Origin of the sequence: Streptomyces sp. NPDC005799 (assembly GCF_040630525.1) — a bacterium.
GTDB lineage: Bacteria > Actinomycetota > Actinomycetes > Streptomycetales > Streptomycetaceae > Streptomyces > Streptomyces griseorubiginosus_B.
Window position 1 is genome coordinate 58299 of the sequence record NZ_JBEXXQ010000049.1, and the last position, 18306, is coordinate 76604.

Annotated in this window: 14 protein-coding genes and 3 pseudogenes; 7 read left to right on the forward strand and 10 right to left on the reverse strand. The window is 69.3% G+C overall.

The window, feature by feature from the left end; all coding sequences use genetic code 11:
* The first annotated feature begins 79 nt into the window (after positions 1-79).
* From aspS to ABZ453_RS37210, 3 genes and pseudogenes are all read left to right on the forward strand, one after another.
* Positions 80-1843, forward strand: coding sequence for an aspartate--tRNA ligase (gene aspS, locus ABZ453_RS37200; protein WP_359022205.1), 1764 nt, complete (start codon positions 80-82; stop codon positions 1841-1843).
* Positions 1844-1961: 118 nt separating this feature from the next.
* Positions 1962-2267 (forward strand): annotated as a pseudogene (locus tag ABZ453_RS37205) (dioxygenase); the annotation flags it as partial.
* Positions 2268-2430: 163 nt separating this feature from the next.
* Positions 2431-3780: a polysaccharide lyase family 1 protein gene (locus ABZ453_RS37210; protein ID WP_359022207.1), complete on the forward strand. Its 1350-nt coding sequence runs from the start codon at positions 2431-2433 to the stop codon at positions 3778-3780.
* A gap of 16 nt (positions 3781-3796) precedes the next feature.
* On the opposite strand, the gene ABZ453_RS37215 is transcribed toward ABZ453_RS37210, so the two are convergent.
* From ABZ453_RS37215 to ABZ453_RS37230, 4 genes are all read right to left on the reverse strand, one after another.
* Positions 3797-6193: an ATP-binding protein gene (locus tag ABZ453_RS37215; protein ID WP_359022209.1), complete on the reverse strand. Its 2397-nt coding sequence runs from the start codon at positions 6191-6193 to the stop codon at positions 3797-3799.
* 409 nt (positions 6194-6602) lie between these two features.
* Complete coding sequence (locus tag ABZ453_RS37220) at positions 6603-6785, reverse strand: hypothetical protein (RefSeq protein WP_359022211.1); 183 nt, start codon at positions 6783-6785, stop codon at positions 6603-6605.
* Positions 6786-6855: 70 nt separating this feature from the next.
* Positions 6856-7203: a hypothetical protein gene (locus tag ABZ453_RS37225; protein ID WP_359022246.1), complete on the reverse strand. Its 348-nt coding sequence runs from the start codon at positions 7201-7203 to the stop codon at positions 6856-6858.
* Between the two features lie 62 nt (positions 7204-7265).
* Positions 7266-8138: a helix-turn-helix domain-containing protein gene (locus ABZ453_RS37230; RefSeq protein ID WP_359022213.1), complete on the reverse strand. Its 873-nt coding sequence runs from the start codon at positions 8136-8138 to the stop codon at positions 7266-7268.
* Positions 8139-8158: 20 nt separating this feature from the next.
* Here ABZ453_RS37230 and ABZ453_RS37235 point away from each other — a divergent pair.
* Positions 8159-8455 (forward strand): annotated as a pseudogene (locus ABZ453_RS37235) (Scr1 family TA system antitoxin-like transcriptional regulator); the annotation flags it as partial.
* Complete coding sequence (locus ABZ453_RS37240) at positions 8452-8664, forward strand: DUF397 domain-containing protein (RefSeq protein ID WP_359022215.1); 213 nt, start codon at positions 8452-8454, stop codon at positions 8662-8664. The pseudogene ABZ453_RS37235 and the gene ABZ453_RS37240, both read left to right, overlap by 4 nt.
* A 96-nt stretch (positions 8665-8760) precedes the next feature.
* On the opposite strand, the gene ABZ453_RS37245 is transcribed toward ABZ453_RS37240, so the two are convergent.
* The 4 genes from ABZ453_RS37245 to ABZ453_RS37260 all read right to left on the reverse strand — a co-directional run bounded on the left by ABZ453_RS37245 (position 8761) and on the right by ABZ453_RS37260 (position 14195).
* A complete protein-coding gene (locus ABZ453_RS37245; protein WP_359022217.1) occupies positions 8761-9753 on the reverse strand; it encodes an SNF2-related protein in 993 nt (330 codons plus the stop codon).
* Positions 9754-9858: 105 nt separating this feature from the next.
* Complete coding sequence (locus ABZ453_RS37250) at positions 9859-10725, reverse strand: toll/interleukin-1 receptor domain-containing protein (RefSeq protein ID WP_359022219.1); 867 nt, start codon at positions 10723-10725, stop codon at positions 9859-9861.
* Positions 10726-10741: 16 nt separating this feature from the next.
* Positions 10742-12457, reverse strand: a complete 1716-nt coding sequence (metG, locus tag ABZ453_RS37255) for a methionine--tRNA ligase (protein WP_359022221.1) — start codon at positions 12455-12457, stop codon at positions 10742-10744.
* 142 nt (positions 12458-12599) lie between these two features.
* Positions 12600-14195 carry a VWA domain-containing protein gene (locus ABZ453_RS37260; protein WP_359022223.1) on the reverse strand — a complete coding sequence of 532 codons (1596 nt, stop codon included), beginning with the start codon at positions 14193-14195 and terminating at the stop codon, positions 12600-12602.
* A gap of 231 nt (positions 14196-14426) precedes the next feature.
* Here ABZ453_RS37260 and ABZ453_RS37265 point away from each other — a divergent pair.
* Positions 14427-14766: pseudogene (locus tag ABZ453_RS37265) on the forward strand (phosphatase); the annotation flags it as partial.
* Between the two features lie 241 nt (positions 14767-15007).
* Here the strand turns inward: ABZ453_RS37265 and ABZ453_RS37270 are convergent.
* Together ABZ453_RS37270 and ABZ453_RS37275 are read right to left on the reverse strand one after the other, a co-directional pair.
* Positions 15008-15958 (reverse strand): endonuclease/exonuclease/phosphatase family protein, encoded by a 951-nt coding sequence (locus ABZ453_RS37270; protein ID WP_359022225.1) that lies wholly within the window; start codon positions 15956-15958, stop codon positions 15008-15010.
* 11 nt (positions 15959-15969) lie between these two features.
* Positions 15970-16713: an alpha/beta hydrolase gene (locus tag ABZ453_RS37275; protein WP_359022227.1), complete on the reverse strand. Its 744-nt coding sequence runs from the start codon at positions 16711-16713 to the stop codon at positions 15970-15972.
* A gap of 89 nt (positions 16714-16802) precedes the next feature.
* Between ABZ453_RS37275 and ABZ453_RS37280 the strand changes: the two genes are divergently transcribed.
* Entirely contained in the window at positions 16803-18125 is a 1323-nt protein-coding gene (locus ABZ453_RS37280; RefSeq protein ID WP_359022230.1) for a PLP-dependent aminotransferase family protein, read from the forward strand.
* The last annotated feature ends 181 nt before the right edge of the window (positions 18126-18306 follow it).

Sequence of the window (18306 nt, forward strand, 5' to 3'; positions counted from 1 at the left end):
ATCTTACGGTGCCCGGTACGCTTGGGTGGTGTTTCACGTGAAACACGGCCCCCTATCCGCGAAGACTGGATGAACGACGATGCATCGGTACAGGTCCCACACCTGCGGCGAGCTCCGCGCCTCTGACGTCGGCACCGACGTCCGGCTGAGTGGCTGGCTGCACAATCGGCGCGACCTGGGCGGCATCCTCTTCATCGATCTGCGCGACCACTACGGCATCACGCAGCTCGTCGCCCGCCCGGGCACCCCGGCCTACGAGGCACTGGACAAGGTGACCAAGGAGTCGACGGTCCGCGTCGACGGCAAGGTCGTCTCCCGCGGCGCCGAGAACGTCAACCCGGAGCTGCCGACCGGTGAGGTCGAGGTCGAGGTCGGCGAGGTCGAGCTGCTCGGCGCGGCCGCCCCGCTCCCCTTCACCATCAACGCCGAGGACGGGGTCAACGAGGAGCGGCGTCTGGAGTACCGCTTCCTGGACCTGCGACGCGAGCGCATGCACCGCAACATCATGCTGCGTACGGCGGTCATCTCGGCGATCCGGCACAAGATGACGGCGCTCGGCTTCAACGAGATGGCGACCCCGATCCTGTCGGCGACCTCCCCCGAGGGTGCCCGTGACTTCGTGGTCCCCTCCCGGCTGCACCCGGGCAAGTTCTATGCCCTGCCGCAGGCGCCGCAGCAGTTCAAGCAGCTGCTGATGATCTCGGGCTTCGACCGCTACTTCCAGATCGCGCCCTGCTTCCGGGACGAGGACGCCCGCGCCGACCGCTCGCCGGGCGAGTTCTACCAGCTCGACGTCGAGATGAGCTTCGTCGAGCAGGAGGACGTCTTCCGGCCGATCGAGCAGCTGATGACCGAGCTGTTCGAGGAGTTCGGCGGCGGCCGCCATGTCACCTCCCCCTTCCCGCGGATCCCGTTCCGCGAGGCGATGCTGAAGTACGGCTCCGACAAGCCGGACCTGCGGGCCCAGCTGGAGCTCGTCGACATCACCGATGTCTTCGAGGGCTCGGAGTTCAAGGCGTTCGCCGGCAAGCACGTGCGGGCGTTGCCGGTGCCGGCCGTGCAGGAACAGCCGCGCAAGTTCTTCGACCAGCTCGGTGACTTCGCCGTCTCGCTGGGCGCCAAGGGCCTGGCCTGGGTGCGGGTCGCCGAGGACGGCTCGCTCACCGGCCCGATCGCGAAGTTCCTCACCGAGGAGAACGTCGCCGAGCTGACCAAGCGGCTGTCGCTGGCCGCCGGGCACGCGGTGTTCTTCGGCGCGGGCGAGTTCGACGAGGTCTCGAAGATCATGGGCGCGGTGCGGGTCGAGGCCGCCAAGCGCGCCGGGCACTTCGAGGAGAACGTCTTCCGCTTCTGCTGGATCGTCGACTTCCCGATGTACGAGAAGGACGAGGAGACCGGCGGGATCGACTTCTCGCACAACCCCTTCTCCATGCCGCAGGGCGGGCTCGAGGCCCTGGAGAACCAGGACCCGCTGGACATCCTGGGCTGGCAGTACGACATCGTCTGCAACGGTGTCGAGCTGTCCTCCGGCGCGATCCGGAACCATGAGCCGGACATCATGCTCAAGGCCTTCGAGATCGCCGGGTACGACCGGGAGACCGTCGAGGAGAAGTTCGCCGGCATGCTGCGCGCCTTCCGCTTCGGCGCCCCGCCGCACGGCGGTATCGCCCCCGGCGTCGACCGCATCGTGATGCTGCTGGCCGACGAGCCCAACATCCGCGAGACCATCGCCTTCCCGCTCAACGGCAACGCCCAGGACCTGATGATGGGCGCGCCGACGGAGCTGGAGGAGGCCCGGCTGAGGGAACTGCACCTTCAGGTGCGCAAGCCGCAGCCGAAGTAACCCAGCGGACCGAAGGGCTCGAAACCGACGTCGGTTTCGAGCCCTTTCGCATGAGTCCCTTGAATCACAGCTCTTTCCGATGTTTTTGCCAGGCGTCCCACGCCTACGGTCGCTGGCCATGACAGACACTCAGACACCGCAAGAGAGAAGGAAGGTGGCCCGCCGTACGGTCCTCGCGGCCGGCGGGGTGGCCGTGACCGCGATCGGGGTGGGCGGGGCCTTCACGGCGGGCGCGGAGGCCTCCGACCGGGAGGACGACGCCTGCTACACCCTCACCTCCGAGCTGGTCGAGGGGCCGTACTACATCGACGCCGACAAGATCCGGCAGGACGTCACGGAGGGGCAGCCGGGCATCCCGCTCGCGCTGCGGCTGAAGGTGATCGACGCCGAGACGTGCCGGCCGGTACGGAACGCGGCCGTGGAGTGCATGGGCCACGCATGGGAAGCGGGTGGGGATCCGGTGGGGAAAGGAAGGCGATCCGCCACGGCAACTTCCTTGCTCCCGGCGGCTACTTGATAGCGGAAGCGCCTTTCACGGGTGTTCCACGAACCGCACATGTCTCTCGACCGCTCGTAAGGAACTCCTCGTGGCCTCTGTCTCCCACCGCCGGTCCCTCCGCAGGCGGCGCACCCTCGTCGTCTCCGCCGCCGTCGTGGCCGCCGGGGTCGGTGCCGGTGTGCTCGTGATGAACGCGAACGCCGGGACGACCACCGTCGACCTGTACCACCGGACGCTCGCCGCCAAGGACGGCTGGGCGTCCTCCGGTTCCGGCACGACCGGCGGCGCGAAGGCCGACTCCGCGCACACCTTCACCGTCTCCACCCGCGCCCAGCTGGTGAAGGCGCTCGGCTCGGTGTCGGACACCGCCCCGCGGATCATCAAGGTCAAGGGGACGATCGACGCGAACAACGACGCGTCCGGAAAGAAGCTGACCTGCGCGAACTACGCGGCCGGCACCGGATATTCACTGGCGTCGTACCTGAAGGCGTACGACCCCGCCACCTACGGCCGCTCCAAGCTGCCCTCCGGCACGCAGGAGAGGGCGCGGGCCGCCGCGCAGAAGAAGCAGGCCGCGAACATCGTCTTCAAGGTGCCCGCCAACACCACGATCGTCGGCGTGCCCGGCACCAGGGCCGGCATCACCGGCGGGATGCTGCAGATCCAGAAGGTCGACAACGTCATCGTCCGCAACCTGACCTTCTCCCACACCGAGGACTGCTTCCCGCAGTGGGATCCGACGGACGGCTCCAGCGGCAACTGGAACTCGCAGTACGACTCGGTCACCCTGCGCGGCGCCACCCATGTCTGGGCGGACCACAACACCTTCACGGACGCCGGGCACTTCGACGGTGCCAACCCCAAGTACTACGGCCGTGAGTACCAGGTCCACGACGGGGCCCTGGACATCACCAAGGGCTCCGACCTGGTGACCGTCGAGCGCAATCAGTTCACCAACCACGACAAGACCATGCTGATCGGCGCGAGCGACAGCGACAGCACCGGCAAGCTGCGGGTGAGCATCCACCACAACGTCTGGAAGGGCATCGTCCAGCGCGCGCCGCTGTCCCGCCTCGGCCAGATCCACATCTACAACAACGTCTACGAAACGGCCACGCTGAACGGCTACGCCCTGCAGTACAGCATCAACTCCCGGGCGGAGGCCCAGGTCGTGGCCCAGAACAACTACTGGCGGATCCCCGCGGGCCAGAAGATCTCCAAGCTCCTCAGCGGCGACGGCACCGGCTCGATCAAGGGCAGCGGCAACGTCGTCAACGGCACGACGACCGACCTGGTCGCCGCGTACAACGCCGCGAACTCGAAGAAGATCAAGACCACGGTCAACTGGACGCCGACCCTTACGGCGGGCCTGGAGTCCTCGGCCAAGAACCTGCTGACGGAACTGACGTCGACGACGGGGGCGGGCGTGCTGTCCTGACGCGCGGAGCAGCCGATCACGGGGATGTCGTAGGCGCGGGCCGGTGGAGCAGGTAGCCGGGAACGGTGCCAAGGCTCTCATCGTCCAGGTGGCGAACGTCGGACCAGTGGCGCTGTTCGACCGGCGCGAGCACGGACTGGGGAGTACACGACCAGGCCTCGCACAGAGCGCGCAGAAAGAGTCCGTCAAGGCTTCCGGACATCCGCCACCACATCTTCTGCCACGTCGGCGTGGTGTGGTGGCGGGCGAACTCGAAGTCGGGGTCGCGGTTCATGACCGGTGGGAAGACCTCGGACAGAGGAGCGTCGGCAACTCTGTTGTAAGTGAGGACCCAGTTCTCGGGCAGCTGAACGCCCTGCCCGGACAGATAGTGATAGACCTCCGGAGGCCGACTTCGCACTGCGAGGGGGAGACCGAAGGCCATGAACACCTCGTTGCGCTGGGCGACCCAGTGGGCAGCGTCCGCCGGGCGTAATAGGCCCTGTGCCGTGATGGCGAAGGCGACGTCGTCTGAGATTCCGTTGAAAGCGCCGTACAGGGTGTAGGCCTGTTCCAGCTGAACTGGGTCCCCGAAGCGTCCGGTGCTGCGGAGGCGTTGTTCCTGGCTGCGCATCCAGTGGCGCATCTCATCCTGTGTCGCAACGAGAGCGGCGTGGTCCCGGGAGGCTCGGCTCGGCTGACCGGCGAGGTATCCCGCGAAGCAGATCGACTCGTCGGCAAGGAGCCCGTTGACGGTGACGATTCCTCGGTAGTTGCCCCGTCCTGCGTAATAAAGATCGTTGCCGAGTGTGGCCAGGCCGGTGCGTCGTCCCCGTTCGTCCACCAACTCTGTGGCCTGTCCGACGAAATCGTCACGGAGCTGGAGGCGTTGCTTCTCCTCCGCGATGCGGCGACCGTGGGTCTGCGGGGGATACAGGCGGTCGAAAACTTCCTCTGCCGCTCCTGTGGCGAGCGAAAACGGGGTGAGGATCTCGGGCGCCGTCGAACCAGGTTCCCAGGTGTGGATCGGGACCGCGTTCTCTAGGACAAGCCGCTGGGCGAGTTCGGAGAGCCGTTCGTCAACGGTTCCGTGGAAGAGGCCTTTGACGTCGTTGGGTGACTTGCTCAGGGTGACTCGAACAGTGGTTCCCTCAGGGACCCAGCCCTGGGTGGGGAAAGGAGTGAGCAGTGGACGACGGGAGGGGCCATCGAAGGTGAGACGGCGGGCGTCGCGGCTCGCGGCATCGTAGCGGCGAGTGATGACCTCCACCCGGTTGCCGAGGAGAAAGACGGAGAAGAAGCCGATGCCGAACCGGCCGCTGGGTGCGAAGCCACCGTCGGCGAGTCCCGGCAGTTGGTTACGGACGGTGGGTGAAGTCCAGCCGCTGCTGCCGAAGTCGAGCAGTCCATGGATGAGCGTCTCCTCGTCCATGCCCACGCCGTTGTCACGGACCTCCAGGTGCCAGGAGCCATCGGCTTGGTGCAGCCGTATCTCGATGCGCCCGTCGGAGAAGCCGCGCTGTAGCGCCCGGCGTGCCAGCACGGCGTCCTGGGCGTTTTGGATCAGCTCCCGTAGCGCGACCTCGGGCTCATCGCCGTACAACTGCTCGCCACCCAGGCTTCGGACCAGCCCCGGGATGTCGGAAACCTTGATGGTTGCGTCGATGGGGCGCCAATCCTGCACCCGAAAATGCTCGGCGAAGCGCTCGGGGGAGTCGACTCCAGCGACCGCCCGCACTGCGAGCCGGTCCCGGCCAAGGTCGTGCAGGAGAGCGTCGACAGTTTTCAGCTCCCAGTCGATGTCGCGCAGGTAGTCGAGGGCCAGCCACCAAGAGGGAGCGTCGCTTGGGAGAAAAGGCCGGTGTGAGGTGTAGGTGACCCGGTCACCGTTGCGGTCCGGGCGGCTGACGTGCTCCTGGAAGCGCCAGTGCTCGCGAGAGACGCCCTGCGGCTCGCGCAGCGCGAACAGCAGGGTAGGTGCCCGGCGGCTGTCGATCTGGGTTATGTCGGCGAGCCGCAGGATGCAGGCCAGCTTGAGCCGGTCGATGGTCCAGTCGCGTGGTTGCCAAGGCCATGAGCCCCACTCACGTCGGAACTCGTCGGCGAGCCGGTCCACCGGCCACCAGTGGCTGGCCGCCAGACTGCCGATCAGCGGACCGTACGCCTCGCGCAACTGGACGTCCTCGATGAGATAAATCTCGTTGCCGGTACTGGACCGCCAGGACTGGTCCACCAGTCGGCGCGCCTGCTCAGCGTGTGATTCACGGATCGCGGTGGCTCGGCACGCGTCGGCGATCCCGGCAGGTGGCGAGTCGAGCTGATCCTGATCGGGCCAGCATCCCTCCTGACGGTAGTAGGCCACGGACAGGAGATCACGCCACCGCTCCTCGCCCAGCGCCGCAGGCAGACTCGTCCCATAAGCCGCCTCGCCCATGGCGGCATCGTGAAGCACGAAGCCACAAGCCAGCACGTAAGCTTCGGCAGGATTCAGTGTTCAACCCTCGCCAAACGGAGGCGCTGGAGGCGGTCGCCCAGGACCTGCGGGAGCGGCTCGGCCGGGAGGAGGGAGCGGTCCTACACGGTGTGGTCACCAAACTCCACCGGGATGTGAACCCGCGTGAGGCGACGATCTACGGCTCTCTCCTTCACGAGGACCCTCAACGTCAGCGACGCGTTCGAGTGGAGCTTCGTCCCGAGGACATCGACAGAGCCACTGATGCCTGGAGGCATGGGTTGGAAGTGGCGGTGACCGGAGACCTGAAGCCACGGGGGACGGGTGTGCGCATGCGAGAGGTGACGGGCTTCGTGGTGCGGCAGGAATAGCTCCCCGCCAGCGCCCGGCCTCAGAACCCCAAGTGGGTGATCTGGACGATGTACACGCGCTCGCTGCGCACGACGACCTGATACGTGAACATTCCGCCCGGGACGATGGCATCGCCGCCCTTCGGGTCGACGCCCTGGTCGGCCCGTCCGTGGATGTGGACCGCCTCGGCGGCTCTGACCAGCTCGTCAGCCTTGCTTGCCACCCTGGCGAGAAGTCGGCGGGCGCGGTACGGGCGGCTTCCTCCGCTCCGAAGGCGTACTCCCACTTCCAGCTCAACCGCGCACTGCCTTCATGGCCTCGTCCAGTACGGCGGTCAGCTCCCGCAGAGCCTCCCGTGCGACCGCGGGATCCTCGTCTTCCAGCGTGCTCTGCGCGCGCTCGAAGCGGGCGGCCAGCTCGGGGCGGCGGGCGATCTCGATGTCCCGGGACCAAAGGAGGACCCAGCTCTGTACGGGACTCAGAGACTCCCACTCCACGGCCTTGGCGAATGCCTCGTCCTTCGTGGCCTGCATCTCCTCCAGGCGCGCTGGAGCCACGACGGCGAGGGCCGCGCGCAGGGCGTCAGGGGTCTGCTCGGGGCGGGGGATCAGCTCGCGCCCGTGGTCGGCCAGTGTGCTCATGGTGTCCTCCAGGAGTACCCCTGCCAGGGTATCCGGGCCGGACGGGGCGAGGGCTCGCATGGTCACACGGGCTCCTTCAGGTCGGCTCGGCAGTCGCGGCAGCGGCCGGGTTCGGGGGCGCGGAAGGGCGTGCCGCAGCCGGTGCAACACCGGAGGGGGTGTCTGGGCTCCGGGGAAGGTGGGACCGGGGGCCGTGCCGGGGGCAGTGGTGGCAACTGGGCGGTAAGACGGTGGGCCAGGAAGGCGGCCGGGCGGATCAGGGGTTCGTTCGGGAGGTTCTCGCTCAGGGCGTGGCGTACGGCGGTGGGGGTGAGGTCGCGTTCCAGCCAGGCGGCGACGCCGGGAGCGAGGTGTTCGGCGTCGGTGGCGGAGAGGAGGAGACGGGGGTCGCGGCGGCGTAGGCCGGCGAGGACGTCGATGGCTGCCTGGAGGAGGGCGGGGGAGGTGTATCCGGGCTGCGGCACGGCCGGGAGGCGCTTCTTGCGCGGAGGGGGTTTGTCCGGGGCCGGGCGGCGGGCGGGCCCGCTGGAGTTCTCGGTGGGGGTGCTGGTCCGGTGTCCGGGCCGGTTGCGGGAGACCGTGCGGGTGACGACGTGGCCGGTGGGCGTGCGTTCGCGGGTACGGCTGAGGTAGCCGTGGGCTTCGAGTTCGCGCAGGGCGGCGGCGATGCGGGTGGGGCCCTCGGGGAAGCGGTTGGCGAGGGTCTTGATGTCGACGGAGGTGCCCTGGCGTACCGACTGGATGTAGGTCGCCAGCCCGATGGCGAGCAACGACAGCTCCGGGTGCTGGGCGAGGTGGTTGCCGATCACCGTGAAGTTCTCGGTGTGGCGGGCATTGTCGTGGACGACGCCGGAGCGCGGCCGCGCGTGCGGGTGGTTCTTGCCCGGGATACGGGACTGGGCGCGCGAGGGCGCGCTAGTGTTTTCGGTGTCCAACGGCAATGTTGGAGGCACAAATGGTGCGGCAACAGCAGTTCGAACGTCTGCTGGAGGTGGGTCGATTGCCCAACGTCACGCTTCAGGTGATGCCGATGGACAGCGCCCCGCATCCTGGCATGAGCGGCAGGATCGAGTTGCTGAAGTTCGAGGACGGCACGGCTGTCGGGCGCTCCGATGGTGCCTTCAACGGCCGCCCGGTTTCGGACCTGAAGGAGCTGCGCATCCTTGAGCTGCGATACGGCACCATCAGGGCCCAAGCTCTTCCACCGCGGGAGTCGCTGGTCCTCATCGAACGACTGCTGGGAGAAACATGATCCGCAAGCCCACTGCCGGTGACGCCTCCGAACTGGCGTGGTTCAAGAGCAGCTACAGCAGCGGCCCTGACGGCGACTCCTGCGTCGAGGTCGCCACCACCCCCGGCACCATCCACGTCCGCGACTCCAAGTACCGCGAGCTCAGCCCGCGCCTGGCGCTGGTGTCGGATGCCTGGGCGGCCTTCGTGGCGTACACGTCGGGGAGCTGACTCTCAACTGCGCGCGCCCCATGCCTGGTTATCACTGGCGCTGGGGGGTGTCGTTCGGCTCAGAAGAGGGCGTCCGGCTCTGGGAAGAGACCACCGTCATTGAAGGTTTCCGAGGCGCCTTTCGATCACCCGGCGCAACTGCTCCTCGGACGGTTTGACGCCACGGGCGAACCGGTGGTCGTCGAGCAGTTCCAGCAGCGCGGTGAAGGACTCCAGGTAGCCGTTGTGCGGGGGCGCCGAGAGGAAGAGACGGTGCTCGCAGTGCGGCGCGAGGAGTTTCACGGCCCGGGTGCGCTGTGAGTCCACCGCGTACTTGCCCGTGCCCGAGGGCGCACACGTGTGGACCTCGTCGACCACCAGCAGGTCGAAGGCGCGCGGGTACTCCGGGACCGGCGGCAGCAGCTCACGCAGCATCCGCAGTGGGCGCTCACGCTTCAGCCATTCGATGGAGACGATCAGGCGGGGGTGGTGGGTCCAGGGGTTCGCGTACGGCCCGGCTGATCGGCGCAGCTCACGCAGCATCCGGGTGTTCACGATCCGGAAGTCCAGACCGAACTTGTCCCGCATCTCGTCCCGCCACTGGAGCGTCAGGCCGGCGGGGCACACGATCAGCATGGAGCGTGCGCGATGGCGCAGCATCAGCTCCTGCATCACCAGACCGGCCTCGACCGTCTTGCCGAGACCGACGTCGTCCGCGATCAGCAGGTTCGTGCGGGGCATAGACAGGGCGCGGACCACCGGGTCCAGCTGGTAGTCCTGGATTTCGACGCCCGAGCGGAACGGCGCCTGGAGGGCCGTCTTGTCGGCGGAGGCGATGGCACCCCAGCGCACGGAGTCCAGGAAGGCGTCCAGGCGTCCCGGATTGTCGAAGCCGTCGTGGGGAGACGGCAGCTCGTACTGATCGTGGACGTCCGTCGCCTGCTCCAGCTCCCACACCACCCGGAGCTCCTCGTCGCGGCCGTCGCTCTCCAGCGAGGACAGCGTGATCAGGTGGCTGGTGGCGGCTTCCGCAGCGCGTGCCGGGTCGTCGCTGGCGGCGGTCGAGCGGAGGACGTCGGTGACGACCCAGGGGCGGTTGCGTACGGTCACGCGCTACTGCCCTGTGCTCGGGTTGCACGTCGTCAGCGCGTGCCGCCCACAGCGGTTTCAGGCTACTTCCACCGAGTCACTGGCAGTCACAGCCGGCACCAGGGGTCACGTCTTGGCGGGAGAGTCCTCGTGCATGTCGCGGACGGGGCTGAATCGCCAGAGGCCGTCCGCCTCGTAACCGTTGATGTGGCTGAGGACGTGGAGATGCAGCACAACCCCATCGTCACCGATGGTACCGGTGTACTCGACGGTGCCGGATTCGCTGGTGGTGGCGAACTTGATGTGGCTGCCGTTGATGTCATATGTGCCCTTGCTCGGGGCGCTGTGATTCCGGTTGAACCACGAGACGATTTGCGAGGCGGTTCCGATGCTCCCCACGCTCAGCACGGTGCCGTCGCTGTAAAATCGGAGAAACGTTGTGGACTCGTCGTTCGCCTTTTCGTAGAAGCCGTCGTATCTGACCGTGCCCGGGTACTTGGTTGTCGGCGAGGGCGCGTCGATCGGGACTGGCGCGGTACGGGCCACCTGGATTGGGGGCCGGGCTGGTGCCCTGGTCGATCTGGTGACCGGCCAATCGGCGCGTCGGTGCAACGACCTGAGCAGCTTGCCGTACCCGTCATCGGTGAACAGGTCCACCCACTGCCACCGGCGCAGCCGCTCCGGAACGTCACAGTTCTCCAGACGCGCCGGAATCAGGTAGATCGTGCCTTCGGGCTGATGGTCTGCCTCGTCCAGGACGATTCGAATTTCCTTCTGCACGTAACCGGTCTTGGTCACAGAGGCCTTCGACAGACAGACCAGGATGAGATCCGACGCGCGGATGGCCCGCCGGATCTCCAGGTCCCAATCCTGACCGGGGAGGATCTCCTCCTCGTCCAGCCAGGGTTCGAACCCTTCGGACTGCAACATCGTCCGTAAGAGCCGTACATCGGGCTTGTCGCCCGATGAATGGCAAAGGAAGACCTTCAGCAAAGCACCGACCCTCCGCTCAGGCGGCCTCGCCGCCGAAGCGCTCCTTGTAGTTCTCCAGGTCCTCGTCCGTGAGCTTGGCGAAGAGGACCGGGGGAACCGTGAAGGGGGTGCCGGCGGGGACCGAGGTCAGGGACTTCGCCTCGTCCGCGGTGACCCAGGGGGCGGTGTCGTCGGTGAGGGTGAAGGCCTGGCGCATGGCCGCCGACGTCGTCGGGATGAACGGCTCCGAGACCACCGCGTAGAGGTGGATGAGGTTCATCGCGGTGCGCAGGGTGAGGGCGGCGCCCTCCTTGTCGGTCTTGATCTCCAGCCAGGGGGCCTTCTCCTCCAGGTAGGAGTTTCCGGCCGACCACAGGGCGCGCAGCGCCGCCGCGGCCTTGCGGAACTGGAGGGACTCCATCTGGGCCTCGTACTCGGCGAGCAGCCGGGCGATCTCCTCGCCCAGCTTCCGCTCCGCCTCGCCCGGCTCGCCGCCCGCGGGCACCTCGTCGCCGAAGCGCTTGCGGGAGAAGGACAGGACGCGGTTGACGAAGTTGCCGAGGGTGTCGGCCAGGTCCTTGTTGACCGTCGCCGTGAAGTGCTCCCAGGTGAAGGAGGAGTCGTCGGACTCGGGGGCGTTCGCGATGAGGAAGTAGCGCCAGTAGTCGGCGGGCAGGATCTCCAGGGCCTGGTCGGTGAAGACACCGCGCTTCTGGGAGGTGGAGAACTTGCCGCCGTAGTACGTCAGCCAGTTGAAGGCCTTGACGTAGTCGACCTTCTTCCACGGCTCGCGGACGCCGAGCTCGGTGGCCGGGAACATCACCGTGTGGAAGGGGACGTTGTCCTTCGCCATGAACTCCGTGTAGCGGACGGTGTCGTCCGCCTCGTACCACCAGGACTTCCAGTCCCGGTTCTCCGGGTCGAGGTCCGCCCACTCCTTGGTCGCGCCGATGTACTCGATCGGGGCGTCGAACCAGACGTAGAAGACCTTGCCCTCCGCCGCCAGCTCCGGCCAGGTGTCGGCCGGGACGGGGACGCCCCAGTCCAGGTCACGGGTGATCGCGCGGTCGTGCAGGCCCTCGTTCAGCCACTTGCGGGCGATGGAGGAGGCCAGCTGCGGCCAGTCGTCCTCGTGCCGGGAGACCCACTCCTCGACCTCGTGCTGCAGCTTGGACTGGAGCAGGAAGAGGTGCTTGGTCTCGCGGACCTCGAGATCGGTGGAGCCGGAGATCGCCGAGCGCGGGTTGATCAGGTCGGTCGGGTCCAGGACGCGGGTGCAGTTCTCGCACTGGTCCCCGCGGGCCTTGTCGTAGCCGCAGTGGGGGCAGGTGCCCTCGACGTAGCGGTCCGGGAGGAAGCGGCCGTCGGCGGGGCTGTAGACCTGGCGGATCGCCCGCTCCTCGATGAAGCCGTTCTCGTTGAGGCGGCGGGCGAAGTGCTGGGTGATCTCGACGTTCTGCTGGGAGGAGCTCCGGCCGAAGTAGTCGAAGGCCAGCGCGAAGCCGTCGTAGACCGCCTTCTGGGCGTCGTGCGCCTGGGCGCAGAACTCGGCCACGGGCAGGCCCTGCTCCTTCGCCGCCAGCTCGGCCGGGGTGCCGTGCTCGTCGGTCGCGCAGATGTAAAGGACGTCGTGGCCGCGCTGGCGGAGGTACCGGGAGTACACGTCCGCCGGGAGCATGGACCCCACCATGTTGCCCAGGTGCTTGATTCCGTTGATGTACGGAAGGGCGCTGGTGATGAGGTGTCGAGCCATCGGGGGCTGCTCCCAGGTCGGTTTCGTTGCTGGTTTGGCGAACCTTGAAATCGTAGCCGACATGTGTATGCCGCCCGCCTCCCGTTTTACGGGCTGAGAAGCGGGCGGCACGGGGGTGGTGGTGCTGTGTGTACTCGTGTGCTTACGGGCGCCAGTCGATGAGGATGCCGTCGTAGAGCTCCGCGTCGGTGAGCTCCAGGGGGGTCGGGCCCGCGTGGAAGAAGGCCGTGTTGTCGGTCTTCAGTTTGCGGAGGTAGTCGAAGGCCTTGTTGTCGTGGTCGCCGAACGCGACGAAGGAGAAGAACACCGAGGGGTGGGTCTTCGCGGCGTCGGTGAGGGACTGGGTGGCGGGGGTCTTCGCGTCGGGAGCGCCGTCGGTCTGGAAGACCACCAGGGCGGGGGTGCCGGGGGTGGCGTTCTTGTCGTAGTGGGCGAGTACGGCCTCTACGGCGGCGTGGTAGCTGGTGCGGCCCATGCGGCCGAGGTTGGCGTGGGCCTCGTCGATGGCGTTCTCGGGGGAGGCGGGGGTGAGGTCGGTCGTGCCGTCCACTTCCGTGGAGAAGAAGACGACGTGGACGGTGGGGGTGTCGGGGGTGAGGTGCGTTGCGAGGGCGAGGGTCTGGTCGGCCAGGGCCTGGGCCGATCCGTCCTTGTAGTACGGGCGCATGCTCGCGGAGCGGTCCAGGACGAGGTAGACCCTGGCTCGGGTGCCCGTGAGGCTGGCCTTGGTGAGGGCGGTCGACGCGGCGTCGCTGCCGCTGCCGTCGTCGGCCGGGGCCTCGGCTTCGCCTTCGGCCGTTTCGTTCCCACCCGCACCACCCGTGACGGTCTCGTCGTCGGGTGCGGGTGGCCCCTGTGGGGCCTCCTCGCCGTCGGCGACCACGGGTTCGATCGCGGCCGCGGCCGCGGCAGCGGTCGGCTGGGGCTCGGGTTCGGCGGTCACCTCGTCAGCGGTCTCGGCGGGGACCTCCGCGGCCTCGGCCTCCGGCTCGGCGGTTTCGGGCTCCGCTGCCGTGAGCTCTTCCGCGACCGGTTCCTCAGCCGTCGGCTCGGTCAGCGGCGGTTCCGATGTCTCTTCGGCAACCGGCACGGTCGCCTCGGGCTCGGTCGCCTCCGGCTCTGCCGCCTCGGGCTCGGTCGTCTCGGGCTCGGTGGCCTCCGCCTTGGGCGCTTCCACCTCGGTCGGGGCCGGCTCAGGCGTGGATTCCGCCTCAGCGGTCACCGTCGGCTCGGCAACCTCGGCAACCTCGGCAACCTCGGCAACCTCGGCAACCTCGGCAACCTCAGCCGACTCAGCGGCCGGCTCCTCGACCGCGGGCTCCTCGACCGCGGCCTTCGCCTCCGTCGGCTCCTGCGCAGGCGCCGCTTCCGCAGCCTCCGTCGGCTCCTCCGCCACCGGCGCCTCTGCCGTCTGCTCCTCCGCCGACTCCTCGGTCGCCCGCTCCGCGGGCTCCGTCGGCTCCGTGCCCCCCGGCTCTGTCGGCTGGGCCGGCGCCGGGACGGTGACGTTGTCGAAGGCCGCCGAGACCAGTTCGTGTTCGTCGTCGTTCGGCGGTTCCGGGGTCTCCGTGCGGGGCTCCGGGACGCGGGCGGAAGGGGTCGGTTCCGGGGCCGGGGAGGGGGACGGGACCGCGGGTGCCGGTGTCTGCGAAGGCGTTCCGTCGGCACCCTCTGTTTCGGAGGCACGCCCCTTGCGTGACCTGCCGAACGCATTCCGCAGGAGAGTGAGAATGCCCATGTGCGCAACCCTTCGCGTGAGTTGAAGTCCGTCAATCGCTGGCCAGGACGGACACGTAAGGTTAGCGGCCCCAGATGGCGATCTTGGGCAGGGGCGGAAGAGGGAAATCGTCCTGTGTCAATAGCGCCTGGAGCCAAGGGCGTTCACTCATCGTTCATCTCTCGGCGATGCCCCGCACCTACTTCCTCCTATCGTCACGTCCACGCCAAGGAGTAGTAAGGGGACGGTAAAGTGCGCAAGCTGCTGCCGATCATCACGACGCATTCGGGTGGGCGGTCGGCCCTCACCTGCCCCGCCGGTGCGGTGACGCCTGTTTCCACGACGTCCCCAACGCCAGCGACAACGAGTACGTCGGCGACGTCATCACCGGTGCCGTGGAGCGGCGCTCAGTGATGCGGGTCGCCGCCGTGGTCGGGGCCGCCGCCGTCGTCGGTGCGGGTGGGGTTTCCGGTGCGCAGGGCGCGCGGGCCGCGAGCGGGGTGGAGTACGGGAAAGCCGGTGGCGGGGCAGGGCGGCGCGGGGGTCGCGGTTCGCGTCCGTCGGCCCCAACGCCGTCGACGCGGTCGTCGTGTACCTGGCCGGACGGGCCAGGGCGGATCACCCGGCCCGCCGTGGTCGCCGTGTGGCGCGGGGACGGCCGCGACATCGGCGTCTGAGGCGTCTGAGGCGTCCGGGGCGTCTGAGGTGCTTGTCGGTGTTTCCGGCGTCTCCGGTGGCTGAGAATCGGCTACGGGAGCGCCGGGACCGGGGTGCGCGGGTGCCGTGTGGCCCTCACACCCTCCAGTTCCAGCCATTCCCGGTACGCCGGACCGTCATCCCTGCCGGTGAAGTGTGAGATGCACCAGCAGCGCGCGGTGATCGGTGTCGGACACGTGCAGGAACCGGGCGTCGCTCGCGGAGAACTCCTCGGAGACGAGCACATGGTCGATCTGGGCGCCGATCACCGGGGCGGTGCGGGCCGGCCAGCTGGGGGTGCGGTCGTGGCCGGCGAGCCGGGCGGCGTCGCGCAGACCGGTGTCGAGGATGCGCCGGAAGGCCTCGTGGTCCTGGGAGGCGTTGAAGTCGCCGGCCAGGATCAGCGGTGCGCGGGTCGCGGCGGCCGTGTCCCGCAGCCGCCCTAGTTCGCGGCCCCACAGGCCGACCTGGCCGGGCAGCGGGGGCATGGGGTGCGCGAGCTGGAGCCGTACGGCGTGTCCGCGCACGTCGGCGACGGCGCCGGGCATGCCCATCGTGCCGGTGACGGGGGCCGTGCCCCGCAGCGGGAAGCGGCTGAGGATGACCGAGCCCCCGGAGCCGCCCGCCTCGACGGCCTGCCGGTAGGGGTAGTCGGTGCCGAACTCCCGGCGCAGGGTGGCCTGGCAGGTGTACTCGCACTCCTCCACGAACACGATGTCCGGTCTCCTGGCGCGGATGACGGGGACGAGGGAGCCGGTGCCGCGCCCGAACTCGACGTTGGAGGTGAGCACCTCGAAGTCGGCGAGCGGGGTGCCGTGCGGTTCGCCGGACGGCCCGTACGGACGGATGAACCACGCCAGCAGGGCGAGGACCGCCAGACACCACACCAGGCCGAGCCGCCACCGTGCGAGGAGGGCGAGGAACACGGCCAGTGCGGTGGGCACCAGCAGCCAGGGAAGGAACGCGAGGACCTGGGGGACCGGCGTGACACCGTCGGTGCCGGCGACTCTGCAGCCCACGACCACGCTGACGGCGGCCAGCAGCAGCCCGGCGCACCAGGCGCCGAGCCGCCGGGCTGAGTAGGTCACGAACCCCGAGGTTACGGGCGGTCGTCGATCCGCGCCAGGAACCGCCGCAGCGCCTCGTCGAACTCCTTGGGGCGCTCCAGGTTCGGCATGTGGGCCGTGCCCTCGATCACGCACAGGGTCGAGTCCGGGAGGGCCGCGTGCATCGCCTCCGCCTCCCGCACCGGCGTGTACTCGTCGTCCTCGCCCACGACGACCAGGGCGGGGACGCCCACCCTCGTCAGCAGGTCGCGGAAGTCGGGGCGGGCGGCGCGGGCGCGCAGGGCCGCCGCGGCGGAGGCCGGGGACGTGCCCGTCATCATGCGGTGGACGTGCGCCTTGACCCGGGCGTCGGCGTACGGGGTGACCATCTTCTCCACAACCTCGTCGGCGTACCCGCGCATGCCCTCCCGCAGCAGACGGTCCGCCATGGCGTGGCGGTTGCGGGCGCCCTCGGGGGTGTCGGCCGCCGGGAAGGTGTCGGCGAGGACCAGGCCCCGGACGCGGTCCGGGAACCGCCGGTAGCAGTCCATCGCGATCTGGCCGCCCATGGAGAGCCCGGCGATCACGCAGGTCTCCACCCGCTCCCGGCCCAGCAGCGCCTCGATGTCCTCGGCGAACTCCTCGAAGCGGGTCACCTCGGGGCCGGCCGGGGCGCCGCCGTAGCCGCGCAGGTCGGGGGCGATGACGCGGCGGCCGGGAGAGAACGCCTCGAGCTGCGGGTTCCACATCGTGTGGTCGAAGGGGTGGCCGTGGATCAGCACCAGGGGGATCGCCATGACCACGACCCTAGGTCGGCCCAACTTCTCGGTGCAATAAGATCTTTGCCCTCGGTGCAATCGATCCGTACAGGTCAGGGGGGACTCGCATGGGACACGACTACCGGCGCATCGCCGACCGCATAGCCGCCGACATCGCCGCCGGCCGGCTCCAGCCCGGCGAGCGCCTGCCCCCGCAGCGGACGTTCGCCCGCCGGCACGGACTGGCCGCGTCGACGGCGGAGCGGGCGTACGGCGAACTCGTCCGGCGGGGCCTGGTCGTCGGCGAGGTCGGACGCGGCACCTTCGTGCGGGCCGCTCCCCCGCGGCCGGGCGGACGCGCGCTCACCGAACCGGCGACCACGGCACCGGTCAATTTGGAGCTCAACTACCCCTCCGCGCCGGGCCAGGCGGAGCTCCTCGCCCCGGCCCTCGCGCCACTGACCCGCCCCGACATCCTGACCGACGCCCTCCGCCCGGCCCCCGCCGACGGCACCGCGCCGGCCCGCGAGGCGGCGTCCGCCCTGCTCGGCCTCCCCGGCCGCGTCCTGTTCACCGGCAACGCCCGGCAGGCCATCGCCGCCGCCCTCGCCTCCCTGGTCCGGCCGGGCGGCCGGGTCGGCGTCGAGGAGCTGACGTATCCGCTGGTCAAGGAGATCGCGGGGCGCATCGGCGGCACGCTGGTGCCGCTCGCCACGGACGGGGACGGACTGCTCCCGGACGCCGTGGCCGCGGCCCACCGCAGTGCTCCCCTGTCCGCCCTCTACGTCCAGCCGACCCTGCACAACCCGACCTCGGTGACCATGAGCGGCGCGCGCCGACGTCAGGTGGCGGCGGTCGCGGAGGACTTGAACATCCCGGTCGTCGAGGACCGCATCTGGTCCTTCCTGGCGGACGGCGCGGAGGAGTCGCTGGCCGTCCACGCCCCGGGGCTCACCCATGTCGTCGACGGGCTCTCCAAGCGGGTCGCGCCCGGGCTCACCGTCGGCTTTCTCGTCGTACCGCCGCACCGGGCGGAGCAGGTCGCGGACGTGGTGCGGTCCGGGGGGTGGAGCGCGGGGCGGTTCGCGCTGGAGGCGGCGGTGCGATGGATCGAGGACGGGACGGTGGCCCGGCTGGTGGCCGCCAAGCGGGAGGACGCGCGGCACCGGCAGCGGCTGGTTCGGCGATGGCTGGGCGGCTTCCGGGTGCGGTGCGATCCGCGGGCCTACTACGCCTGGTGGGACCTGCCCGCACCCTGGCGCGCGGACACCTTCACGGCCGCGGCGGCCGAGCACGGGATCGCCGTGACCCCGGGACCTGCCTTCGCCGTGGGCTCCGGCCGGGCGCCCGATGCTGTCAGGCTCGGACTTGGGTCGGCTGCTGTGCCGGATCTGGAACGGGCGTTGGCGATCCTCGCCGGCGTCGCACGAGCTGGCTCCAACGGCCGCTGAGCCAGGCGGTCAGGGCGACCCCCACACCGACCACGACCAGCAGCCAGGCGGCCTGGCACGGGATCGCCGTGACCCCGGGAGCCGTCTTCGCCGTGGGCTCCGGCCGGGCGCCCGATGCTGTCAGGCTCGGACTTGGGTCGGCTGCTGTGCCGGATCTGGAACGGGCGTTGGCGATCCTCGC

Excerpts from the sequence above, each read along its gene's own strand:
- ABZ453_RS37225 (WP_359022246.1), bottom strand. The coding sequence starts at position 7,203 with ATGAGCACACTGGCCGACCACGGGCGCGAGCTGATCCCCCGCCCCGAG.
- ABZ453_RS37215 (WP_359022209.1), bottom strand. The coding sequence starts at position 6,193 with ATGGGCGAGGCGGCTTATGGGACGAGTCTGCCTGCGGCGCTGGGCGAG.
- metG (WP_359022221.1), bottom strand. The coding sequence starts at position 12,457 with ATGGCTCGACACCTCATCACCAGCGCCCTTCCGTACATCAACGGAATC.
- ABZ453_RS37275 (WP_359022227.1), bottom strand. The coding sequence starts at position 16,713 with ATGGCGATCCCCCTGGTGCTGATCCACGGCCACCCCTTCGACCACACG.
- ABZ453_RS37280 (WP_359022230.1), top strand. The coding sequence starts at position 16,803 with ATGGGACACGACTACCGGCGCATCGCCGACCGCATAGCCGCCGACATC.
- ABZ453_RS37240 (WP_359022215.1), top strand. The coding sequence starts at position 8,452 with ATGATCCGCAAGCCCACTGCCGGTGACGCCTCCGAACTGGCGTGGTTC.
- ABZ453_RS37260 (WP_359022223.1), bottom strand. The coding sequence starts at position 14,195 with ATGGGCATTCTCACTCTCCTGCGGAATGCGTTCGGCAGGTCACGCAAG.
- aspS (WP_359022205.1), top strand. The coding sequence starts at position 80 with ATGCATCGGTACAGGTCCCACACCTGCGGCGAGCTCCGCGCCTCTGAC.